Below are 21390 nucleotides of genomic sequence, written 5' to 3' on the forward strand. Positions count from 1 at the left end.
GCATGAAAAAGTTTATTAATTCCCCTCAGAATCTAATTGAGGAAATGCTGGAAGGTTTTGTGGCTGCCAATTCCAATAAAGTGCGCCGCTTGGAAACAGAAAGAGTACTGGTACGCAAAGACGCTCCAGTGCAGGGTAAAGTAGGCATTGTAACCGGCGGTGGCTCGGGGCATAAACCTGCTTTCATCGGATACATTGGTAAAGGTCTGGTTGATGCAGTGGCGGTGGGGGATATTTTTGCTGCTCCGCCGGTGCAGCGAGCCTATGAAGCTATTAAGGCAGCAAATGGAGGAAAGGGAGTTTTGTTGTGCATTGGAAACTATTCGGGAGATATCATGAACTTTGGCATGGCTAAAGAACTGGCTGAGGCGGAAGGCATACCAGTTGAAACTGTTGTGGTCAACGATGATGTTGCTTCAAGCCCCAAAGAGCGCATGGACAACCGCCGGGGAGTTGCTGGTGAAGTGATACTCTGGAAAATTGCTGGTGCCCTGGCTGAAGAGGGGGCGGACCTCCAAAAACTGAAAGAAGTTGGAGAGCGAGCGGTTTTCAACACCCGTAGCATGGGTGTAGCGCATACTCCCTGCGTTTTGCCCACCACAGGAAAACCCAGCTTTGAAATAGGCGAAGATGAGATGGAAATTGGTGTAGGCCATCATGGTGAGCCAGGGATCCAGAGGACCAAGATGATGAGCGCAGACGAAGTAAGCGAACTTTTGACTCTGAAGGTCATCGAGGATTTGCCTTTCAAATCGGGAGACGAAGTAGTGGTGTTGATCAACGGTTTGGGATCTACTTCGTTGCTTGAGATGTACATTTGCTTCCGTAAAGTCAATCAAATTCTTGCTGACCACAACATAAAGGTTCACCGCACCTATGTTGGAGAGTTTTTCACCTCTCTTGAAATGGGTGGTTTTTCAGTAACTCTGACTAAACTGGATGATGAGCTGAAGAGGCTAATCGATGCTCCCTGTGATGGGGTGCATTTCATTCAACATTGAGGGTGAATGACCATGGAAAAAATCCCTTTCGAGAAAATCAAAGAAGCTTTTTCCAAGGTGGTCGAAAATCTTGAAAAAAACCGCCAATACCTCAACGATTTGGATTCACCCATTGGAGATTCAGACCACGGAGAGAGTGTTTGCAATGCCTTCCAGAAGGTAAAAGAAGCTGTTGATAAGTTTCCTGCTGATCGGAGAGACATTGGGGCGCTTCTTCAGGAAGCGGGCAAGGCCATTATCTTTTCCGGTGGGGCAGCCATGGGACCCCTTTATGGTACTGCTTTTATGGATGCGGGAAAAGCTGTGGTTGGCAAAGAAGAGCTGAACAAAGAAGACGTACTTGCCATGTGGAAGGCTTTTGCTCAGGGCATTCAAAGACGTGGCCAGGTGCAGCCTGGTGAAAAGACCATGTATGATACTATCTATCCTTCTCTCCAGGCCATGGAGAAAGCGTTTTCCGAAGGCAAAAGTTTGCAGGAGATGTTACAGGAGGCAATAAAAGCAGCCAAAGCTGGTATGGAAAGTACCAAGGATATGCTCTCTAAGAGAGGGCGGTCCAGTCGCTTAGGTGAGCGCAGCATTGGTCATATTGACCCTGGTGCTGCATCGAGCTATTTTATAATTGAAGCTTTCTTTGGGAGCCTGATAGAGTAAATCCTTAGGGGGCTTTTAGCCCCCTTTTCTTCCCACTCATTTTTTATAACTCCTTGATGCTTGACTTGAAAAGTGCAAAGTGTTATTCTCTTCTTAAGAAAAAGTTTTATTACATTTGTAACATAAAATCTTCTGGAGGAGGCAGAGATGAATCAACCAAAGCTTTCAGTAGGAATATGGTGTATGGGTGGCGTGGCTGACCGTTTTATGCCCCAGGGCTACGAAGAACCGGTGGATATCAAGGAAAGAATTAAGCGGGTTGCTAAGGTTCCTGAGGTTCGGGCAATTGAATTTTTCGATGACGAACTTATGCATATAGAAGCCAAGGAGCTAAAGTGCATCCTGGATGACCATGGACTGGCTGTGTGTTCAATGAATCTCAACACGCATTCTTTTCCAAAGTGGCAGCTGGGAGCCTTAACTCATTATGATGAAAAAAGAAGAAGGGAGGCGATAGATGCAGCGAAAAAATTAATTGATTTGACGGAAATCTTTGAGTGTTCGACGGTTGGTTTGTGGTTGGGGGTTGATGGATTCGACTATGCTTTTCAAGCAGACTATGAACGTAGCTGGAATTTGCTATCTGAGTCAGTAGCTGAAATTGCTGAATACGGCAACTCAGTTAAAATTGCTCTTGAATACAAGCTCAAGGAACCACGACAGTATTTGCTCCTGGGGAATGCTTTCCGGGCCATATATCTCATTAAAAAACTTGGCAAACCCAATGTTGGTGTTACGGTTGATTTTGGTCATGCTCTGATGGCAAAAGAAAATCCTGGAGAAGTGGTTTCCATCCTGGCCAAAGAAGGAGTTCTGTATGGGGTGCATTTCAACGATGCGTACCGGGAATGGGATGACGATTTGGTTGCAGGTAGCGTAAACCTTTATGAGACGTTGGAGTTTCTTTACTACGTTAAAAAGAGCAACTACCAGGGATACTTGAGCTTTGACATCTTCCCATATCGAATGGCTCCGGAAAAGGCGCTTGAGTTGTGTGTGAAAAATACCCTGGGTCTTTATGCTCTGCTCGATGAAATAGACGAAGCAGCACTTTCTAAAGCGAGAGAAAGCATGGATGCCGGAGCGGTGCACGAAGTGGTGAGAAAGGTGTTTTTTAAGTGATGTAGTTTGGTAATCCGAATTTCACGTTTCTTGTACGTTTAATGGAGGGGGTTGACATGCGTAAGTACCTTTTTGTACTTGTCGCATTGCTGGTTGTGGCAACTTTTTCCCTGGGAGAGGCAAAAATCAAGTTATTTTTGCCTCCCGGGGAGAAGAATCCGGATGTTGATTTCAGCGGTATTACTTTGAGGGCCATCCATGATTCAGGAGCAGGTAGGATCTTAGAGTGGTATGCTCCGCTTCTTGAAAAAGAGTGCGGAGTTAAGATCGAACGTACTGAGATGGTTGACCTGCCACGGCTTCGCGAAAAGGTTATGGGCGACTTGCTGGCAGGTAAGCCAAGCTGGCAAATCATTGAGATTAATCCCCGTTTCATTGCTGACTTCGCTCTCACCGGTTTGATAGAGCCCCTTGATTCTTACTTTGAAATGTTTGATCCAGAGGACGTCAAAAAATACCTTGACGATATCATTCCAACTTATCGGGAATTCTACATGAAGTGGGGAGGACATTACTGGGCTATTCCTTTTGATGGTGATATCCACCTCTTTAATTATCGCAAGTCTTTCTTTGAAAACCCCAAGTACCAGGAAATGTTTAAGGCCCAGTTCGGGAAAGAATTGCAGCCTCCCGAAACCTGGGATGATTTCGTCGATCTGGCAAAATTCTTTAAGGAGAATGTTTTGCCGCCCGATATGTATTCCACCATGTGGTGGCTTTTGCCCCCTGATGGTTCAGCCTTTTATTTTGATATCGCTGCCTCATACGGAGTGCGTTACTTCAGCGACGATATGGAGCATGCGTTGTGGCCCAGAGATAAAGCAGTGGCCGCGTTAAAAAAGATGGTCGAAACAGTGCCTTATTGTCCTCCTGGAGTGTCCAATTTTGGGTTTACAGAAACGGTTGACTACTGGCTGGCAGGAAAGGTTGTGTTCCAGATTTGGTTCATAGATATTAATGAGTGGGGGCAGATGGGACAACCCGAAGTTAAAGGTGATGTTGCCAACGCTCTGATTCCTGGCTACAGAGATCCGGAAACTGGAGTGGTAACTCATCGAGCAATGGCTCCCTATAACCGCTTCTGGATTATTCCCAAAAACTTACCTGAGAAAGTAAAGCAGGCAGCATTTTATGTGATGCTGCGAGTATCCAGCCCTGTCTACAGCATCTATTCAGTAGCCGATACCTACTGCGGCATGGATCCTTACCTCTATTCTCACTTTACTGATGAGGCTGCGGCACAGTATACCAAGCCCAATCCCTTGCGAGGTGTTGCTCCCGATTGGCCTGAAAATATACCCACTTTTTCCACTTTTGAAGAGGCCCGCAAGCACCTGGATGGGGGTTTAGCTAACCTGGCTGTTGCGTTCCCAGAAATTAACTGGCCTGGAGCTACCGAGTATACAGAATCTCTATCGAGATGGGTACAGAGAGCTATGAGTGGAGAAGTTACCCCAGAAGAAGCGATTGAGAAAGCAGCTGAGGAATGGGAAGCAATTCGCGACAAACTGGGCAAAGAGAAACAGAAAGAATACTACAAGGAATTTCTGGAAGCAGGCAGAAGAGTCGGTTTCTGGGATTAGAGTTTTAGGTGGTTGCAAGTTGAAAAAACTGCAGGAGGCAGAATGCCTCCTGCAGTGAATCGGAAAAAGAGGGGGTTAAGTAAGGAGAGATGCTCTTTCCCAAGAGAATGCCCAAAAGACCGCTTTATTTAATCATCCCGCCGCAGCTTCTGGTACTGGCTATAGTTATATTTCCCCTGCTTTGGGCAATTTACATTTCTTTTCATAGCTGGAATCCGACCATTTCTCCCGAAAGGCGCTTTGTAGGTATTGCCAATTATATTGCGGTTCTCAAGGACGAACGCTTTTTGGCTTCGCTGGGTAGGATGCTTTATTATTCCGGCGTTGGTGTTACCATTCAGCTTGTTTTGGGAACCTTGATTGCGCTTGCCCTGGTTGAGTACATTCGTTCTGAACGTTTGAGAACTTTTGCTCTGGTTGTTTTTCTCCTTCCCATGATGATGGCGGAAGCCGTGGTGGCCCAAATGTGGACTTTGCTGGTTACGGATACAGGCACCATCAATAATATCCTGGTCTGGCTGGGTTTTTCCCCAATTGGTTGGAGAACACAAAAACTTGCTCTGACCACTCTCATGATAGTGGATATCTGGCAGTGGACGAGCTTGCCTTTATTGATTGCTTATGCTGCACGCATTTCTGTACCCGAGAGATTACTTGAGTCAGCTCGGCTTGACGGAGCTTCAAAGTTTTTGATTCTCAGAAAGATTATTCTTCCCTATATGAGAGTTCCCTTAGCGATAGCTTTTCTGTTACGTTTCATGGATTCTTACAAGTTTCTCGATAAGGTTTTTATCATGACTTATGGGGGGCCAGGAACAGCTACCGAACTTCCGACTTTTTACCTTTATCAAACAGCATTTTCTTACTTTAACGTTGGTTATGCGGCTTCCATGTCCTGGATATTCGGCATTATGGCCGTTGTTGCAATGCTGATTTTCTGGAGATTAACCAAGAGGGCTTAAGGGGTGTTAAGAAATGCAGAAGGGAAAGTGGGGTAGAAGGCTTGGCATTTTAGGTCTTGTTGTTTATGGTATTTTTATTTTGTTTCCAATTTATTGGACAGTAAATACTTCTTTCAAGCATGTGGGAGATGTATACAAAGTTCCTCCAGCTTTCATCCCTCCAGACTTTACTTTAGAGGCTTACCAATTTGTTCTACAGGGCACAGGTAGAATTGCCCTTGGCAACAGCTTGATCGTTGGTATTTTGGCTACCGTTCTGGCGGTTGTTTTGGGTACTATGGCAAGTTATGCCTATTCGCGCTATCCAAACACTCCTTTGACTAACGAAACTGCCCAGTTCAACCTTTTGACTCTTCGTATGTTTCCTCCTATTGCTTTTCTCTTGCCTATTTTCTGGTTCTGGAAAACTTTTGGCTTGCTCGATACCTATTTTTCTTTGGTCATTACTTATGCTGCTTTTAACCTCCCTCTCGCTGTGTGGCTCCTTAAGGGTTTTCTGGATGCACTACCACGAAGCATTGAAGAAGCGAGTTATGTTGATGGCTACTCTTTCTGGCAAACAGCTCGTAGAATAGTACTCCCTTTGATTGGCCCAGGACTTGCTGCAACAGTTGCTTTGACATGGATATTTATTTGGAATGAATTCATCATCGCTTATCTTCTTGGAGGACGTAATGTGTTACTCTATACCGCTTATTTGCCAAGCCTGAGGCGAGGTATGAGAATTATGTGGAACCAGATTGCTGCCTTATCAATTCTGGCGATTATTCCTTCAATAATAATATTAATTTTCTTCCGTAAGCATTTGATAAAAGTCTATCTCCGTTAAGGGAATGAGACACGATGGTTAATATAAGGCTTTCGAATATAAGCAAATATTTTGGTAAGAACCTTGCTCTAAAGGGAGTTAGTGCAGAAATTGAAGGGGGAACTTTTTTCTGCATTCTGGGTGAACCTGGTGCGGGTAAGACCACTCTTTTACGGATTATAGCTGGTTTGGAAATACCTGATGAAGGGGAGGTTTTTTTTGACGGGCAGGAAGTTACCTTGCTTCCCCCTCAGAAAAGGAACATAGCTATGGTTTTTCAGGATTTTGCTCTGTACCCACATATGTCAGTGTTCGAGAATATAGCCAGTCCCTTGCGCGTAAAAGGTCTGTCGGAAGAGGCGATTAAGGAAAAAGTTTTGCAAGTTGCTAAATTTCTAAAAATAGATGCTCTTTTGGACCGCTTGCCTGATTACATCAGCGGGGGAGAGAGACAGCGGGTGGCTATTTGCAGAGCCTTAGTAAAAGAACCCAGTGTTTGTCTTTTCGATGAGCCGCTTGTTAATCTTGACTTTAAAATACGAGAAGAAATGCGGGTACAATTTAAGTTGATGCAGCGAGAGTTCAGACAGACACTTGTTTATGCTACACCCGACCCTGTTGATGCGTTGTCGATGGCTGATATTTTGCTTGTTCTCCACGAAGGTAAGGTGCAACAATTGGGTAATGTTTGGGAAGCCTATTATCATCCGGCCAATGTGTTTGTGGCTACCTATCTGGGTTTTCCGGCAATGAATATTGTAAGGGGTTTTTTGGAGATGGAAAAAGGTTCGGTGCTTTGGAAGGGGTCTTCTTTGCAACTGGACCTCAGTGGTTGGGGAGATTTCTCCAAGCTTGAAGAAAAAGATAGAGAGATATTTTTGGGTATTCGTCCTGAGAACATAGTGCTTGGTAATGTGGAAGGAAAAAATTTCACCTTCGAAGGCAAAGCAGTTTTGAGCGAAGTTGTAGGCTCGGATACTATTGTCCACATAGAGATTGGTGATTTGACTCTACGTTCCTTTGTGCCAGGTGTTTTCAGAGTCTCTCCGGGTGAAAAGTTGCCCTTTGGCTTTTCAATAGAGGATGTGTATCTTTTTTCCGCATCTACCGGTGAAAACCTGGAGTTTATTGTTAAGGGTGAGCGATAATGGCGAGCATATTATTGCAAAACATTACCAAGGTTTTTGATAACAAAGTGGTTGCGGTTAAAGACTTGACTCTGGAGATTCCTGATAAGGGGTTGGTTAGTCTTCTGGGTCCTTCAGGTTGTGGCAAAACTACAACCATGAGAATCATATCTGGTTTGGAAGAGCCAACTGCAGGCAAGGTCTTTTTTGATGGTAGAGACGTCACGCAGGTTTCACCTGAAGAGAGAAATGTGGCAATGGTGTTTCAGTTTCCGGTTGTGTATCCGGGAATGACCGTTTACGAAAACATTGCTTTTCCACTGGTTGCCCATAAAGTGCCGAAAAAAGAAATCAGGCGCAGGGTCGAAGAAGTTGCTGAAGTGTTTGAAATCTCACACCTTTTAAAGCAGGATACTTATAATCTCGATGCAGGAATCAAACAAAAAATCGTTCTGGCCCGGGCTTTTGTAAGAAAACCCAATGTTTACCTTTTAGACGAACCCCTTACCAATGTGGATCCTGCAACGAGGTTGGAGTTGCGGACCATTTTGAAACGCTTGCAATCCAATCTTGGACAAACCATGGTTTATGTGACCCACGATCAGGGTGAAGCCCTGACTCTGGCTGACAGGATTGCCGTTATGAATGAGGGTAGGGTATTGCAGTATGATTCTCCTGAGGAGGTCTATTCTAACCCCCGCAATACCTTTGTTGGTTACTTTATAGGGAACCCGGGTATGAATTTCTTAAACTGTTCCTTGCAAGCGGGAGAGTCTGTTTGCATTATGCAAGCTCGCAGCTTTTCTTATGTTTTGAAAAATCTTTCTCGAGATTTTCTTGGTGATTCAGAAAAGAGAGAGCTTATAATCGGCATACGTCCGGAAAATCTGGAAATCCTTTTTGAGCCCCGCGAGGGTTATGTTCCCTTTGAGGTTGTTTTGTCCGAGCCAATAGGGAACAGGTTAGTTTTACACCTTCGTAGCGGGGAAGATACGCTGAAGGCTAAAATTCCGCGTACCAGTGTAGAGATTGGACAGAAAGTATGGGTTGGCTTTCCGCTTGAGTTTTTGAAGTTCTTCGATGCGCAGACTCTGGAGGCGGTCGAGGTTTAGGGTTTTAAAGGTGTAATTTTCTTAGGCTTGATAATCGAATCTTGCAATTTGCGTTGACAAAGCGCGAGCCTTTTATTTTATCGCTAAAACTGGAGGGGATGCTCTTAGCAGGGCATCCCTATATTTTTGAATGTTCCTGTAATAGATTGCAAATAGTAAAAACACAATATGAATTCTTTTGAAAGGAGTAAGAATCTTGAAAATTTCCGCTTCGCTTTTGTCTTGTGACACAGCCTATCTGGGCGATACGGTCGTTGAGCTGGAACGGGCAGGGGTGGATTTCGTTCACCTGGATATTATGGATGGCCATTATGTGGAAAATTTTGCTTTTTCTTCCAAAACAGTTCAAGATTTGAGGAGAATAACTAATTTGCCGCTTGAGGTGCACCTCGAAATAGAGAATCCTGAACGTTATATCACTGCTTTTGCGGAAGCTGGGGCGGATTTGATAATTGTTCAGCTCGATGTTTGCAGGCATCCGATACGAATTTTGGATACCATCCACAAATATGGTAAAAAGGCCGGGCTTGCTGTTAATCCTGGCGACAGTCTTGAGCGAATCAAGTATTTTGCTGAATATGTTGATTATGTGCTTTTGATGAGTGTTGAACCGGGCTTTGGTGGTCAAAAGTTTGAGAGGTCAGTTATGGGAAAAGTTCGGCTGGTAAAAACATTGTTTGAGGAATGCGATTATCAGATTCCTGTAGGCCTGGATGGCGGAGTGAGCCTTGAAAACATTGGTGCGATAAGAGAAGCTGGGATAGAAGTGGTCGTGGTGGGAACAGCCCTATTTTCTCAAGAACCTTTATCCCAGGTTGTTGCTGCGTTTAAGGGTTTGTAGGGTTGGGGTTTCCCACGTTGTGGTTGAGGCTTTTTGTCCAATTGACAGAATCAAAATCGTTCTGTTAGAATGAACAAAATTTTTTAAACAAAATTTCATAAATATTAAAAGAAAGGAGGTAGATGAACGGAGGGAGTAAGAGTTTTTAAATCATAATTTGCAATAAAGCTTTTTTGGGATAGGTTCGCTTCCTATCTCGGAACCAATCACTGCAAAATCAAAGTTGAGTAAGGAGGTTACACATGAAGAAGTTAACTCTTTTCTTAATGGTAGTTTTGTTGGTAGCCATTCTGGTTGTTCCAGCAATGGCAAAGAAGTATACCATTGCTACTGTAGTAAAAGTTGATGGTATCGCTTGGTTTGAGCGCATGCGAGAAGGCGTTAAGAAGTTCGCGGCAGACACTGGTCATGAGGCCTTCCTGGTGGGTCCTCCTCGTGCTGATGCCGCCCTGCAGGTTCAAATCATTGAAGATTTGATTGCTCAGGGAGTAGATGCTATCTGCGTGGTTCCCTTCTCCCCTGAAGCGGTAGAACCAGTTTTGAAGAGAGCTATGGATGAGGGTATTGTGGTTATTACCCATGAAGCATCCAATATCCAGAATGCTCACTGGGATCTCGAGGCTTTCGATAATTACGCTTTTGGAGCCAAATTGATGGATATTCTGGCCAGCTACATGGGTGAAGAGGGAGAATACGCCACTATGGTGGGCAGCCTTACTTCCAAGACCCACATGGAGTGGATTACTGGAAGCGTAGAGCGCCAGAAGGAAAAATATCCCAAAATGAAGCTGGTAACCGAAACACCCCTTGAGGACTACGACGACCAGACCCGTGCTTACGAGAATATGAAGGAACTCCTACGAACCTATCCCAATTTGCGTGGTGTGAGAACTGCAGCTTCCACCGCGGCTCCTGGTTGTGGACTGGCAGTGGAAGAAGCTGGCTTGCAAGACCAGATTGCGGTAGTTGGTCCCAGTCTGGTATCCCTTTGTGGACAGTACCTGGAGAGCGGAGCGGTCAAAGCTATTGGTTTCTGGGATCCGGCCGATGCAGGGTATGCTATGAACAAGCTGGCAGTTATGGTTTTGGAAGGCAAGGAAGTTACCGATGGAATGGACCTGGGAGTTCCTGGCTACAACAACCTTCGCATGGATGGACGCGTTCTCTACGGCGAGGCCTGGGTTTTTGTAACCAAAGACAACATGGACCAGTATGATTTTTAACGGGTAAATTCCAGCAGGGGTTGGTAGCGTTTTACTGCCAGCCCCTGTTTCTTCGAGGACAGGAGCAGTGTGCTTACTTTCGAAGCGAAAATAAAAGTTGCAAGAAGGGAGCCTTGAGGTTATGGGTGAAGAATTCCTGGTAGTGAAGAATGTAAGTAAATCTTTTGCTGGGGTGCAGGCTCTCAAAAAGGTTAACCTGACGATTGGACGGGCGGAAATTCGCTGTTTAGTAGGAGAGAACGGTTCTGGGAAGTCAACTCTCATTAAGATCATTTCCGGAGCAGAGGCCCCCGATGAGGGAGAAATCATTATCAATGGCAAAAAGTTTTTCAGACTTCATCCTATCGATTCCATTCGTGAAGGCATTCAGGTTATTTATCAGGATTTCTCGTTGTTTCCCAACCTTACCGCGGCTGAAAATATCGCCTTCAACTACTTGCTTGAGAAAAGAAGACGCTTAGTGGACTGGAAAGAGGTACATACTGTTGCGCGAAAAGCCGTGGAGAGCATCAACGTGAATATTCCTCTCGACCGCAAGGTGGAAGAACTTTCGGTTGCAGATAAACAGTTGATTGCGATTTCGCGTGCTCTTTTGCATAACGCACGTTTGATCATCATGGATGAGCCAACCACCGCTTTAACCCGGAAAGAAGTGCGTTCCTTGTTTCGGGTGATAAAGCAATTGCAACAAGAGGGAGTTTCTATTCTCTTTGTTAGTCATAAGCTTGATGAAGTTCTGGAGATTTCGGAAAAAGTAACCATTTTGCGTAATGGACGTAATGTGGCTGACGGCGATCGCTCAAGCTTTGATCGCTCTAAATTGGTTTTTTACATGACAGGTCGCGAGATTAAAGAGAGTCGTTATCAATATAAGCCGGACGCTACCAGAGAACCTTTATTACGGGTTGAACGTCTTGGTTGTAAGGGCAGTTTTACTGATGTTTCCTTCGAGCTTTATCCGGGAGAGATTTTGGGTATAACTGGCCTTTTGGGTTCGGGCCGTACTGAATTAGCCATGGCCTTGTTTGGTCTTCAACCGGCTACTGAGGGCAACATTTATCTTGATGGAAAACCAGTTCGCATTCGCAGTGTGCAGGATGCTATTCGACATGGTATGGGTTATGTTCCCGAGGATAGACTTACTGAGGGGCTTTTTCTTCCTCAGTCCATAGGTAACAACATAGTTGTGAGCGTCATTTATCGTTTGTTAAAGAGAATGGGCATTATTGATCTTGTTCAAAAGAATCAACAGATAATGCGCTGGATAAAAGACCTCAAAATTGTGACTCCCTCTCCGGATTTGCCAGTACAGAGCCTTTCTGGGGGCAACCAGCAGAGGGTAGTTCTGGCTAAATGGCTGGCTACCATGCCCAAACTTTTGATCTTGAACGGTCCTACCGTTGGGGTGGACATAGGTTCGAAATCCGATATCCACCAGATTATCCGTTCTCTGGCGCAACAGGGCATGGGCGTGATTATCATTTCGGACGATATCCCAGAGGTTGTCCAGAATTGCAATCGTATCCTTTTAATGAAGAGGGGGCGAATAGTCGAAGAATTTTCTGGTGAACAGGTTACCGAGGAAGAGTTGACCCAGAAGATGATTGGTGAAGAAGGACTGGAGACAAAAACTAAGAAGACGCCAACTTTCGTTTGAAATTTCAAGACGAAGGGAAATGAGGAAAAATGAGTAAATTTTTTGACAAAGTCCTGAGTAAAAACGAGCTTTTTTTGGCTTTTATCATTCTGGGCTTGATTCTAATAATTGGTGCAATTAACCCTAATTTTTTTACTCTGGCTACCCTGTACGATATGTTGCGTTCCAGCGTTGTTATGGGGATCTTTGGTGTAGGAGTTTTGATGGTATTGGTTTCGGGAGGAATTGATATTTCCTTTACGGCTATAGCAGCTTTTGCTATGTACGTTACTACTCGTTATCTCAAGGGTATTGGCTTTGAAGGGTCTATCCTGTCTGCTTTCATTATTTCTGGTGGTTTGGGCGCGTTACTCGGGTTCATAAACGCCGTGCTTATTTCTTCTTTTAGGCTACCAACACTTATTGTAACCTTGGGGACATCCAATATGTTCAGGGGTTTCTTGCTGGCCTTCGTAGGAACCAAAATTATCAGCGTTCTTCCTCCAGGCATGGTACGTTTTTCACGGATGGAACTTTTTCCAGTTAAAACTATGATTGGGGGAACCAATGGTCTTTCGGTGTCGGTTTTCGTTCTGGCGTTGGTTATTCCGATAACCTGGTTTATATTGAATCGCACCATGCTGGGTAGGGGCATTTACGCCCTTGGAGGGGATAGGGTAGCAGCTGAGCGTGCTGGGTTAAATATTGCTTTCATACAGTTTTTTGTGTATTGTTACGTGGGTTTTCTGGCGGGCGTTGCTGGCGTTGTTCACGCTTCTTTGATCCGCACTGCCAGCCCTTTTGACCTGGTAGGTACAGAACTTTCCGTTATTGCGGCAGTGGTTCTGGGAGGTGCTCGCATAACGGGAGGACATGGAACAGTTTTGGGTTCCATTTTGGGTGTTTTCCTGGTAGTGATAATGAATAACAGCCTCATCATGATGGGTGTTCCTTCTTACTGGCAGACTGCAGTCGTTGGCATCATAATCATACTTGGTACTGGTCTTACTGCTTGGCGGAGCAGGCGAACACATCGCGTCAGTTTGCTTGATACTCAAGAAAGCTGATAAGGAGAAGATCGGTCATGAAAAGTAACTCGGTTAATAATCAACAAAAAGCATCGAAGTTTGGAAGAATGGATTCTGGTGTATTCTCAGTTGGTGCATTGAAGGTAGACAGCAACATCTTGCGTTTGCTGCTCATAGCGGTGGCCATTTTTCTGGTTATGGGCCTTTTACGCCCTCATACTTTTTTAACTTTACGCAATTTCCGCTCCATGTCCTATCAGTTTCCAGAGTTGGGAGTCCTGTCAGTTGCCATGATGTTGACCATGCTCACAGGAGGAATAGACCTTTCTGTAGTGGGAACTGCCAATCTGGCAGGTATTCTGGCTGCCAAGTTGATGACTACTGCTTTGCCGCCGGGGACAGGGGGAAGCCAGGTTGCTCTGGTCATTATGGGAGCAATCCTTATTGCACTTGGTACAGGTATTTTGTGTGGCCTTTTTAATGGTTTTCTCGTGGCCAGGGTGGGTATTCCTCCTATTCTGGCTACTCTGGGAACCATGCAGCTTTACACGGGTATTGCCATGGTGATTACCAAGGGTTATGCGGTGCTGGGATATCCGGAGCAATTTTTGTTTATCGGTAACGGTGTGGTAGGGATATTCCCTGTACCTTTGATTTTGTTCGCAGCGGTTGCTGTAGTTTTTGCAATAGTCCTCAATAAGACAGCTTTTGGTTTTCAGGTTTTTATGCTGGGAACCAACGCTACTGCTGCTCGTTTTTCTGGAATCAACAATACTTTAGTGCTTTTGAAAACCTATTTAATATCTGGGTTTCTGGCTGGGCTGGCGGGTATCATTGTTATAGCTCGTACCAATTCTGCTAAGGCTGATTACGGGACTTCTTACGTTTTGCAGGCTGTTTTAGTATCAATCCTGGGTGGGGTGAATCCCAGCGGGGGTTTTGGAACAGTTTCTGGATTGGTTTTGGCCATTCTTTCCTTGCAGTTCCTTTCCAGCGGTTTTAACATGCTTCGTTTCAGTAATTTCTTTAAAGAATTTACCTGGGGTTTTGTTTTGATTCTGGTGATGGTAATCAATTATCTCAGCGTTACCTATCAAAATCGACGGCGTTTGGCCAGACAAAAAAGAATGGTTGCTGCTACGGATAATTTGGTTGATGATGAGTGAATTTGCTGGAAGACCTGTAGCACTCCCTTTTGGGATGAAGTGGTTAGCAAAACAGAGTCTATAAGCTTTTGGTGTTGTTGATTTTGTCTTACACGGGTTTGTGTCTTTCGGCTTCTTTGGTTTTTTAGTTTGTGTATTTTATTCTTGGATCCGGTTTCCGTGCCGTTGATTCCATTTGTTCCGCTCTTTACGACAAATCGTTGACACCCGGCTGGCGGGTGTGCTATATTTTCCAAGTGTGAATTTTCTTAATGACATTTGTAACACTTTGTGAAGAGGAGGCCTTGGTTTTGCTGGCACTGGTTCAGGAAACGGAGAGCAAGGAAAGTATTCGTCTTTTAGAGGTGGAAGAACCTCGTTGTGGTCCTCGGGAGGTTAAAATAAAAGTCAGGGCAGCAGGTATTTGTGGAACGGATGTTTATGGGATTGCTTCTTTGCGTCCCCCTGTTATACTGGGTCATGAGTTTTCCGGTGAAATAGTCGAGATTGGAGACCAGGTTCGTCATTTCAAAGTTGGTGAGCGAGTGAGCTCAGAAACCACTGTAGTGCGCTGTGGGGAGTGCCCTTACTGCCGTGAGGGTTTGTACAATTTATGTGTGAACAGAAAGGGTATTGGTTCAGGAGTTAATGGGGCTTTTGCAGAGTATATTGTGGTTCCTGAATTTACCCTTTATCGCCTGCCAGAGTATCTTTCTTTTGAAGAGGGTGCACTTCTGGAACCCCTGGCCTGTGCGGTGCGTGGTGTTATGGAACAGGCTGCGCTGAAGGGCACAGAAAAGGTGCTGGTCTTCGGCCCTGGTCCGCTGGGCATTCTGGTGAGCTGGGTGGCAAACTTATCCGGTGCCCAGGTGTTTCTGGTGGGAAAAGCTCAGGATAAAGAACGGTTTGCAATTGCTTTAAAACAAAATATTGCGGGGATTATTGATATTGACGAAATAAATATATATCAATTTGTTCGAGAAAAGATCGATCCTTACGGTGTGGACGTGGTTTTTGAGTGTTCTGGTTCTGTTCACGCTGTGCATCAAGGGTTGGAAGTTCTCAGAAAGCGTGGTAAATTAGTACAAATGGGTATATTACATCGAGAAGTGGAGTTGGATTTTGATACCTATTTTTTCTCACGGGAGCTGGTGGTTACTGGTTCGAGAACCCAGACCTCTTCGAGTTGGCAAAAAGCTATAGCATTGCTGCACAAGCACCACCTACCCCTGAGAGAACTGATTACTCATGAATTACCTCTTGAGCGTTGGAAAAAAGGATTTGAACTGGTCCGCCGCAGAGAAGCCCTAAAGGTTATTTTGAAGCCTTAATCCGGGAGGCAGGTTAAATGGCTATACTGCATCGATTGGTGCATGAGGGAAAGGATAGTTGGATTTGGGAAGGCGTAGAAAGGAAAGAATATCCCTCTGGTGAGGGACCCCGGGACCCCCGCGGAGTAAGTGTTTGCTGGCTGATCGGCAAAAATGAAGGTGCCCCGTATTTTGCGGTGCGCTACTTTGAGGTCCAGCCCGGTGGGCAAACTGTTTTTGATCAACATCAGCATGACCACGGTGTTTTTGTGTTGCGGGGCAAAGGAAAAGTGCTGGCCGGAGAAAAAGAGTATGAAGTTGGTTTTGGGGATGTGATATACATTCCTCCTCAAGAAGTACATCAACTAAAAAATGTGGGCGACGAGATTTTTGCTTTTCTGTGTGTGATTGCGAATAAGGATTTCTTGAAAGAAGTCGGTGTGCTTACACGAGGATGAAGGTTTTACGCTATTATGACCGCCATACCCTTAAAATGGAGGATTGGCCGGTGCCGGATATTGCAGAAGATGAGGTCCTGGTTGAAACCAGAGCCTGCGGTATTTGTGCAAGTGATATCCTAGATTGGTATCGAGAACCTAAAGCACCAACCTTCCTGGGGCATGAGCCAGCAGGCGTTATAGTTAAGACTGGGTCTTCCGTTCAGAATTTGAAAGTCGGGGATCGGGTGTTTGTGCATCATCATGTACCGTGTTTTGTATGTCGCTACTGCCGTGCTGGTGAGTTTTCAATGTGTCCGGATTTTCGTGCAAGCCACATATACCCTGGTGGTTTTGCAGAGTTCATCAAGGTTCCGGGCGAAAATGTGAGAAAAGGGCTTTTATTGCTTCCGGAAAATGTTTCGTTTGTGGAAGCTACTCTGGTAGAACCTCTGGCTTGCTGTATTCAGGCTTTCAAGCGTTCTCTTTTTAAGCGTGGTGATACAGTACTGGTAGTTGGTGCGGGATTCAACGGATTAGCGTTAACCCAGCTGGCGAGAATCTATGGTGCAGGCGCAGTTTTGGTAAGTGAACCTGATCCTTTTCGAAGAGAACTCGCTTTTTCCCTGGGGGTAGATGCAGTGATTGACCCCAATCAGGAAGACGTGGCAGAGGTTTTGAAGGAACAAAATAAAGGCTACCTGGCGGATGTGGTTTTTGTGACGCCACCTTTTCCGAAGGCTATTGAGGGGGCAATAAACTGCCTGGAGCGGGGTGGAAGGCTCTTGCTTTACGCTCCTTCCCAACCTGGTGAAAAGGTTTCTTTAGAGATAAATAGTTTTTATTTTTCTCATCTGACGATTCGTGCCAGTTATTCTGCTTCACCTCTGGATACTCGCGAAGCACTGTCGTTGCTTGAGAAAGGCTTAATCAAGACGGATTTGTTGATAAATTGTGTGTTGCCCTTTTCTCAGTTTCAAGAGGCTTTCTGGAAAGTGAGAAATGATAAAAAAGTTATAAAGTGTGTGTTGACTTTTGAAAAAAATTAGTTTCTGAAGTGGGGAGAACTCGGTGATGAAAAAGTTGCTCATGGGGGTAGATGTCGGTACCAGTGGGATTAAAGTGGTCATTTTTGACCTTGAAGGGAACGTTCTTGCCTCAAAAGCAGAGGAGGTACCAATCATCAGCAAGCAACAGGATCAGGCCGAAGAAAATATGCAGGTTATCTGGGAGAAGACTTCACAGGCAATACGTAGTTGCCTTACTTCTTGCGGTGAAGAAATTGCCTCTTCCATTGCAGCGTTGGGGGTAACTGGTCAGGGTACGGGATGTTGGCTACTTGATTCCAATCTGGAACCTATAGGAAATGCTATTGTCTGGATTGATGGACGAGCGAAGCAATTAATTGACCTCTGGAAAGAAGATGGGAGACATGCCGAAGCTTTTCGGTTGACCAGTAACAGCATTTTTACTGGTTCGCCTTTGGCTATTCTGGCCTGGTTAAAAGAAAATCAACCGCAGCACTTGCAAAAAGCGCGCCATCTGGTTTTTGCCAAGGACTGGGTAAAATTTAAGCTAACTGGAAAAATTGCAACCGACCTTTCAGACCTTTTCATGCTTCCTTATCCCATCGAAGGTGAAGTAAAAGAGGTATTGAGGCTTTTTGATCTTCTTGAAGTTGAAGACCTGTTGCCTCCTTTTGAAGACCCCTGCCAAGTTATTGGAGAGGTTACGCCCCAGGCAGCCCAGGCTACAGGCCTTCCAGCAGGAATTCCTGTGGTGAACGGCGTTGTGGATGTGGTGGCCTGTGCTGTTGCGCTGGGCATACTGGAGGCAGGACAAGCCTACTCTATTTTGGGAACTACCTGTTTCAATGCTTTTTTAACTGATTGTGTGGATGCTCTGTTTAAGCCTGAAGGGGTAGGTATCACGGTTGCCTATCCGCTTCCTGGTCTGTATCTCCGCTCCATGGCTACGATGTCGGGAACGCTCAGTCTGGACTGGTTTTTGAACAATTTCTTTTCTCATCTGCGCGAGAGGTTTCCTGACAAGCAGGCTTTTTTTGCGCATTTAGAACAGGAAATGCAGAGGGTGCCTCCGGGAGCTGGTGGTATCATCTTTCTTCCCTATATCAGTCCGGGAGGCGAGAGAGCGCCCTTTATCGATCCCCATGCCCGGGGGGTTTTCTTTGGTTTGAGTCTGCCCCATGATGAAATGTATATTCTGCGCTCTGTTTATGAAGGTGTGGCTTTTTCGGTACTGGATTGCTTTCAGGCTTTGGCAACCGAACTTGAAGAGATACGCCTTTCGGGTGGAGGCGTGAAAAGTTCTTTCTGGTGTCAGGTACTTTCTGACGTTTTAGGTGTCAAGGTGGTGGTTCCCAGGGCTCCTGAGCTGGGTGCGCTGGGTATCTCTATGATTGCAGGGGTGGGTGTCGGAATGTATAAAGATTTACGGGATGCTTTTGAGAAGGTTTTCAGGGTTAGCAAGGAATTTTACCCTCGCCTGGAGCATCATCGGCTTTATAGGGAAAAGTATAACGTTTACAGAACTTTGAGAGAAAAACTGGTTGATGTCTGGCGGATGAATGACTTGATTTCTTAAGAGAAAAGGAGGATGAACATGCTCGAGGAATTGCGCAAGAGAGTTTTTGAAGCTAATTGCGAGCTGCAGCGAAGAGGTCTTGTTGTCTACACTTGGGGTAACGCAAGTGCTATTGAAAGAGAAAAGGGTCTGATTGTAATTAAACCCAGTGGTGTACCTTATGAAGAACTTTCTCCTGAAAAGATGGTGATTGTGGATCTTGAAGGGAAACTGGTAGAAGGAAATTTGCGCCCTTCGGTGGATACCATGATTCACGTTTACCTTTACCGTCATTTTGAGAAAATAGGTGGAGTGGTTCATACTCACTCCCTTTGGGCCTGTGCCTGGGCTCAGGCAATGAAACCAATTCCCTGCTTGGGAGGGACTCACGCTGACTATTTCTACGGGGAAATTCCCTGTACTCGAGCACTGCGTCCTGAAGAAGTGGAAGAGCTCGAAAAAAATACAGGGCGGGTCATAGTGGAAACCTTTGAGGGTAAAGACTACTTAGCTACTCCGGGGGTTATCGTTGCCTTTCACGGGCCTTTCACCTGGGGGGACAGCGTGGAAAAAGCAGTATTTAACAGCGTTGTACTTGAAGAGGTGGCCAAAATGGCAGCAGCTACCCTGACTGTTAACCCCCATGCTCCCGGTCTTCCTGCGCACCTTCTTGAAAAACGCTATAAGAGAAAACATGGTAAAAATGCTTACTATGGACAGCCTAAAGATGCATAAATAAAAATGACAGCGCTTTTGATGTCCGAATTGGCCCCGAAAAGCAGCGTTGTTTTGCGGGGCCATGTTTAAAGCATTTTCCTCTTCTCATCAAAATTTGGTTCTTTTAAGTGTTTTCATTTTCTGACAAATCTATTTTTCCCTTGACGAGTGTGATAAACTTTCACTGATATTTAACTTTTCAGAACTGCTTGACCTGGTTGCTGTTTAGGTGGGTAAGGTAGGATAAGCAATGTTTAAAGTGGAAATTCTGGACCAAGGTAAATTTTTTGTCTTAGAACCTACTCAGAGTCTATTTGAAGTTCTGCAGCAAAAGGGATTGCTGACAGAGGCTTACTGTGGCGGAAAAGGGTTATGCGGTAAGTGCTTGATTCAAATTATCGAAGGAGAGGTCTCTCCCCCCACGTCTTTTGAATCTCGCCATCTTGGTGAAGATAAAATTCGCCAGGGCTTTCGACTGGCCTGTCAAATTCAACTTCAAAGCAGTGTCAAGGTACGGATTCCGCATGAAGACACTTTTTCACTGCAAACCGCTTTTTACGGTTACCATCAGGGTTTAATTAGAGATTTACCACTACGCAAGAAGCGCGTTGTTGTGCGTAAACCGGAACTTGCAGAGGGTCTTTCCTTGCAGGAAGTTTTGGAAAAGCAACTCGGTGATTCCGTCTCGGTCCCTGAATGGGATATCAATTATCTTCGAGTTCTGGGCTCGATTGGCAGTGAGGAAGCAAAATCTTTCGAAGTGTTGTATGGAAGGGAGAAGATATGGCATATTGCCGAAAGCAGCCAAGGAGAAAGTGGCGGTTTTTTGGGTGTGGCATTTGACCTGGGAACCACCACCCTGGCCTGTGAACTTGTAGACCTCGAAAGCGGTACCTCTCTTTACCGAGGGGCCGCGCTCAATCGCCAGGCCAGTTTTGGGGCTGATGTCCTTTCTCGTATTGAGGCTATTCAGAGGCATCCAGACAACCTGGTTGCGCTTCAGAAAGCAGCTATTTCTACCATGAATCAGCTTATTCAAGAGGCGACAGAAAAAGCTGGCCGGAATTTCCGGGATATCTTTGTAGTTTCTGTGGCTGGCAATACGGTCATGGAACATATTTTTTGGGGTGTTTCGCCCGTTTCAATTGGTGTTGCTCCTTATGTGCCGGTATTTGTTCGCTCCAGTGTTGGTTTGGGTGAAGAATTGGGGCTTCTGGTTCATCCTAAAGCTCAGGTTTACCTTTTTCCTTCCTGCGCTGGGTATGTTGGGGGCGATATTGTTTCTGGTCTGACTGCTTTTGAAATAGAGGAGAGCGAAGAAACCACCCTGTACGTAGATATTGGCACCAACGGGGAAATCGTGCTGGTTCATGACGGGAAGATATGGTGTTGTGGGACGGCTGCTGGTCCTGCTTTTGAGGGGGCGCAAATTCGCCAAGGGATGAGGGCCACACCTGGAGCGGTGAGTTCGGTGTCTTTCAGGGGTGGGGATCTTATCTGGCAAACCGTTGGTGGCGAGCCACCTCGAGGAATATGTGGTACTGGCCTGATAGATGCACTGGCTATGTTGTTGGAAAATGGCCTGCTTAGTCCTACTGGGCGTTTGCTGGAAGCAGCGTCTCATCCGCTTTCTGAGCGTATTGAGGAAGAAGGAGGAGAAAAGGTTTTTGTTCTCAGTAGAGAACCCCGCCTGGTGATTACCCAGAAAGATATTTCGCAGTTGCAACTTGCCAAAGCTGCCCTTCAGGCTGGGAGAACCATTCTCCTTAAAGAAGCTGGGTTAAGGGAGGAAGACATTCAAAGAGTTGTTCTGGCCGGGTCTTTTGGAAGTTTTATTAATTCCCACAGTGCAGTTAAAATAGGTCTTATTCCGCCAGCAAAGCGAATAGAGTCGGTAGGCAACGCTTGTCTGGCAGGAGCGAAGGAAGCGCTGCTTTCGGAACGATTTCGCAAGCGCTGTGAGGAATTGGCACGGAAAGCTCAATATATTGAGCTTTCCGGGAGGTCCGATTTTCAGGACGTTTTTACTCATGCTTTATTTTTCGAAAATAGAGAATACGAACAATTCACCCGGTTGTCGGGCAATTTGTGATGGAGGTCG

General features: G+C 45.4%; 19 protein-coding genes. All 19 read left to right on the forward strand.

Going from position 1 to position 21390, the window contains the following annotated elements; translation table 11 throughout:
- Nucleotides 1-2: 2 nt before the first annotated feature.
- The 19 genes from dhaK to ACKTT1_RS01275 all read left to right on the forward strand — a co-directional run bounded on the left by dhaK (nt 3) and on the right by ACKTT1_RS01275 (nt 21381).
- Nucleotides 3-1001 (forward strand): dihydroxyacetone kinase subunit DhaK, encoded by a 999-nt coding sequence (gene dhaK, locus ACKTT1_RS01185; RefSeq protein WP_369017914.1) that lies wholly within the window; start codon nt 3-5, stop codon nt 999-1001.
- Nucleotides 1002-1007: 6 nt separating this feature from the next.
- Nucleotides 1008-1655, forward strand: a complete 648-nt coding sequence (gene dhaL, locus ACKTT1_RS01190; protein ID WP_369017913.1) for a dihydroxyacetone kinase subunit DhaL — start codon at nt 1008-1010, stop codon at nt 1653-1655.
- 147 nt (nt 1656-1802) lie between these two features.
- The gene (locus ACKTT1_RS01195) at nt 1803-2777 is read left to right on the forward strand and encodes a sugar phosphate isomerase/epimerase family protein (protein ID WP_412709870.1); all 975 of its coding nucleotides are present in this window, start codon (nt 1803-1805) and stop codon (nt 2775-2777) included.
- A gap of 56 nt (nt 2778-2833) precedes the next feature.
- Nucleotides 2834-4360 (forward strand): ABC transporter substrate-binding protein, encoded by a 1527-nt coding sequence (locus ACKTT1_RS01200; protein ID WP_412709871.1) that lies wholly within the window; start codon nt 2834-2836, stop codon nt 4358-4360.
- Nucleotides 4361-4449: 89 nt separating this feature from the next.
- Complete coding sequence (locus ACKTT1_RS01205) at nt 4450-5322, forward strand: carbohydrate ABC transporter permease (protein ID WP_369017910.1); 873 nt, start codon at nt 4450-4452, stop codon at nt 5320-5322.
- Nucleotides 5323-5335: 13 nt separating this feature from the next.
- On the forward strand, nt 5336-6151 hold the full coding sequence (locus ACKTT1_RS01210; RefSeq protein ID WP_369017909.1) for a carbohydrate ABC transporter permease: 816 nt from the start codon (nt 5336-5338) through the stop codon (nt 6149-6151).
- Between the two features lie 14 nt (nt 6152-6165).
- Nucleotides 6166-7278 (forward strand): ABC transporter ATP-binding protein, encoded by a 1113-nt coding sequence (locus ACKTT1_RS01215; RefSeq protein WP_412709872.1) that lies wholly within the window; start codon nt 6166-6168, stop codon nt 7276-7278.
- Complete coding sequence (locus ACKTT1_RS01220; protein ID WP_412709873.1) at nt 7278-8369, forward strand: ABC transporter ATP-binding protein; 1092 nt, start codon at nt 7278-7280, stop codon at nt 8367-8369. The genes ACKTT1_RS01215 and ACKTT1_RS01220 overlap by 1 nt, the downstream gene beginning before the upstream one ends.
- A gap of 196 nt (nt 8370-8565) precedes the next feature.
- Nucleotides 8566-9210 carry a ribulose-phosphate 3-epimerase gene (gene rpe / locus ACKTT1_RS01225; RefSeq protein WP_412709874.1) on the forward strand — a complete coding sequence of 215 codons (645 nt, stop codon included), beginning with the start codon at nt 8566-8568 and terminating at the stop codon, nt 9208-9210.
- 242 nt (nt 9211-9452) lie between these two features.
- On the forward strand, nt 9453-10433 hold the full coding sequence (locus ACKTT1_RS01230; protein ID WP_412709875.1) for an autoinducer 2 ABC transporter substrate-binding protein: 981 nt from the start codon (nt 9453-9455) through the stop codon (nt 10431-10433).
- A gap of 121 nt (nt 10434-10554) precedes the next feature.
- Nucleotides 10555-12090, forward strand: coding sequence for a sugar ABC transporter ATP-binding protein (locus ACKTT1_RS01235; RefSeq protein WP_412709876.1), 1536 nt, complete (start codon nt 10555-10557; stop codon nt 12088-12090).
- Nucleotides 12091-12119: 29 nt separating this feature from the next.
- Nucleotides 12120-13136, forward strand: a complete 1017-nt coding sequence (locus tag ACKTT1_RS01240; RefSeq protein WP_369017903.1) for an ABC transporter permease — start codon at nt 12120-12122, stop codon at nt 13134-13136.
- A gap of 17 nt (nt 13137-13153) precedes the next feature.
- The gene (locus ACKTT1_RS01245; RefSeq protein ID WP_412709877.1) at nt 13154-14263 is read left to right on the forward strand and encodes an ABC transporter permease; all 1110 of its coding nucleotides are present in this window, start codon (nt 13154-13156) and stop codon (nt 14261-14263) included.
- Between the two features lie 290 nt (nt 14264-14553).
- Nucleotides 14554-15573, forward strand: coding sequence for a zinc-binding dehydrogenase (locus ACKTT1_RS01250; protein ID WP_412709878.1), 1020 nt, complete (start codon nt 14554-14556; stop codon nt 15571-15573).
- A gap of 17 nt (nt 15574-15590) precedes the next feature.
- The gene (locus tag ACKTT1_RS01255; protein WP_412709879.1) at nt 15591-16010 is read left to right on the forward strand and encodes a cupin domain-containing protein; all 420 of its coding nucleotides are present in this window, start codon (nt 15591-15593) and stop codon (nt 16008-16010) included.
- Nucleotides 16007-17038 (forward strand): alcohol dehydrogenase catalytic domain-containing protein, encoded by a 1032-nt coding sequence (locus ACKTT1_RS01260; RefSeq protein ID WP_412709880.1) that lies wholly within the window; start codon nt 16007-16009, stop codon nt 17036-17038. The genes ACKTT1_RS01255 and ACKTT1_RS01260 overlap by 4 nt, the downstream gene beginning before the upstream one ends.
- Before the next feature lie 25 nt (nt 17039-17063).
- Nucleotides 17064-18593, forward strand: a complete 1530-nt coding sequence (locus ACKTT1_RS01265) for an FGGY family carbohydrate kinase (protein ID WP_369017898.1) — start codon at nt 17064-17066, stop codon at nt 18591-18593.
- Between the two features lie 18 nt (nt 18594-18611).
- On the forward strand, nt 18612-19307 hold the full coding sequence (locus ACKTT1_RS01270) for an L-ribulose-5-phosphate 4-epimerase (RefSeq protein WP_412710523.1): 696 nt from the start codon (nt 18612-18614) through the stop codon (nt 19305-19307).
- 232 nt (nt 19308-19539) lie between these two features.
- Complete coding sequence (locus ACKTT1_RS01275) at nt 19540-21381, forward strand: ASKHA domain-containing protein (RefSeq protein WP_412709881.1); 1842 nt, start codon at nt 19540-19542, stop codon at nt 21379-21381.
- The last annotated feature ends 9 nt before the right edge of the window (nt 21382-21390 follow it).

It is taken from the genome of Atrimonas thermophila (assembly GCF_045864955.1).
In the GTDB taxonomy this organism is placed as follows: Bacteria; Atribacterota; Atribacteria; order Atribacterales; family Thermatribacteraceae; genus Thermatribacter; species Thermatribacter velox.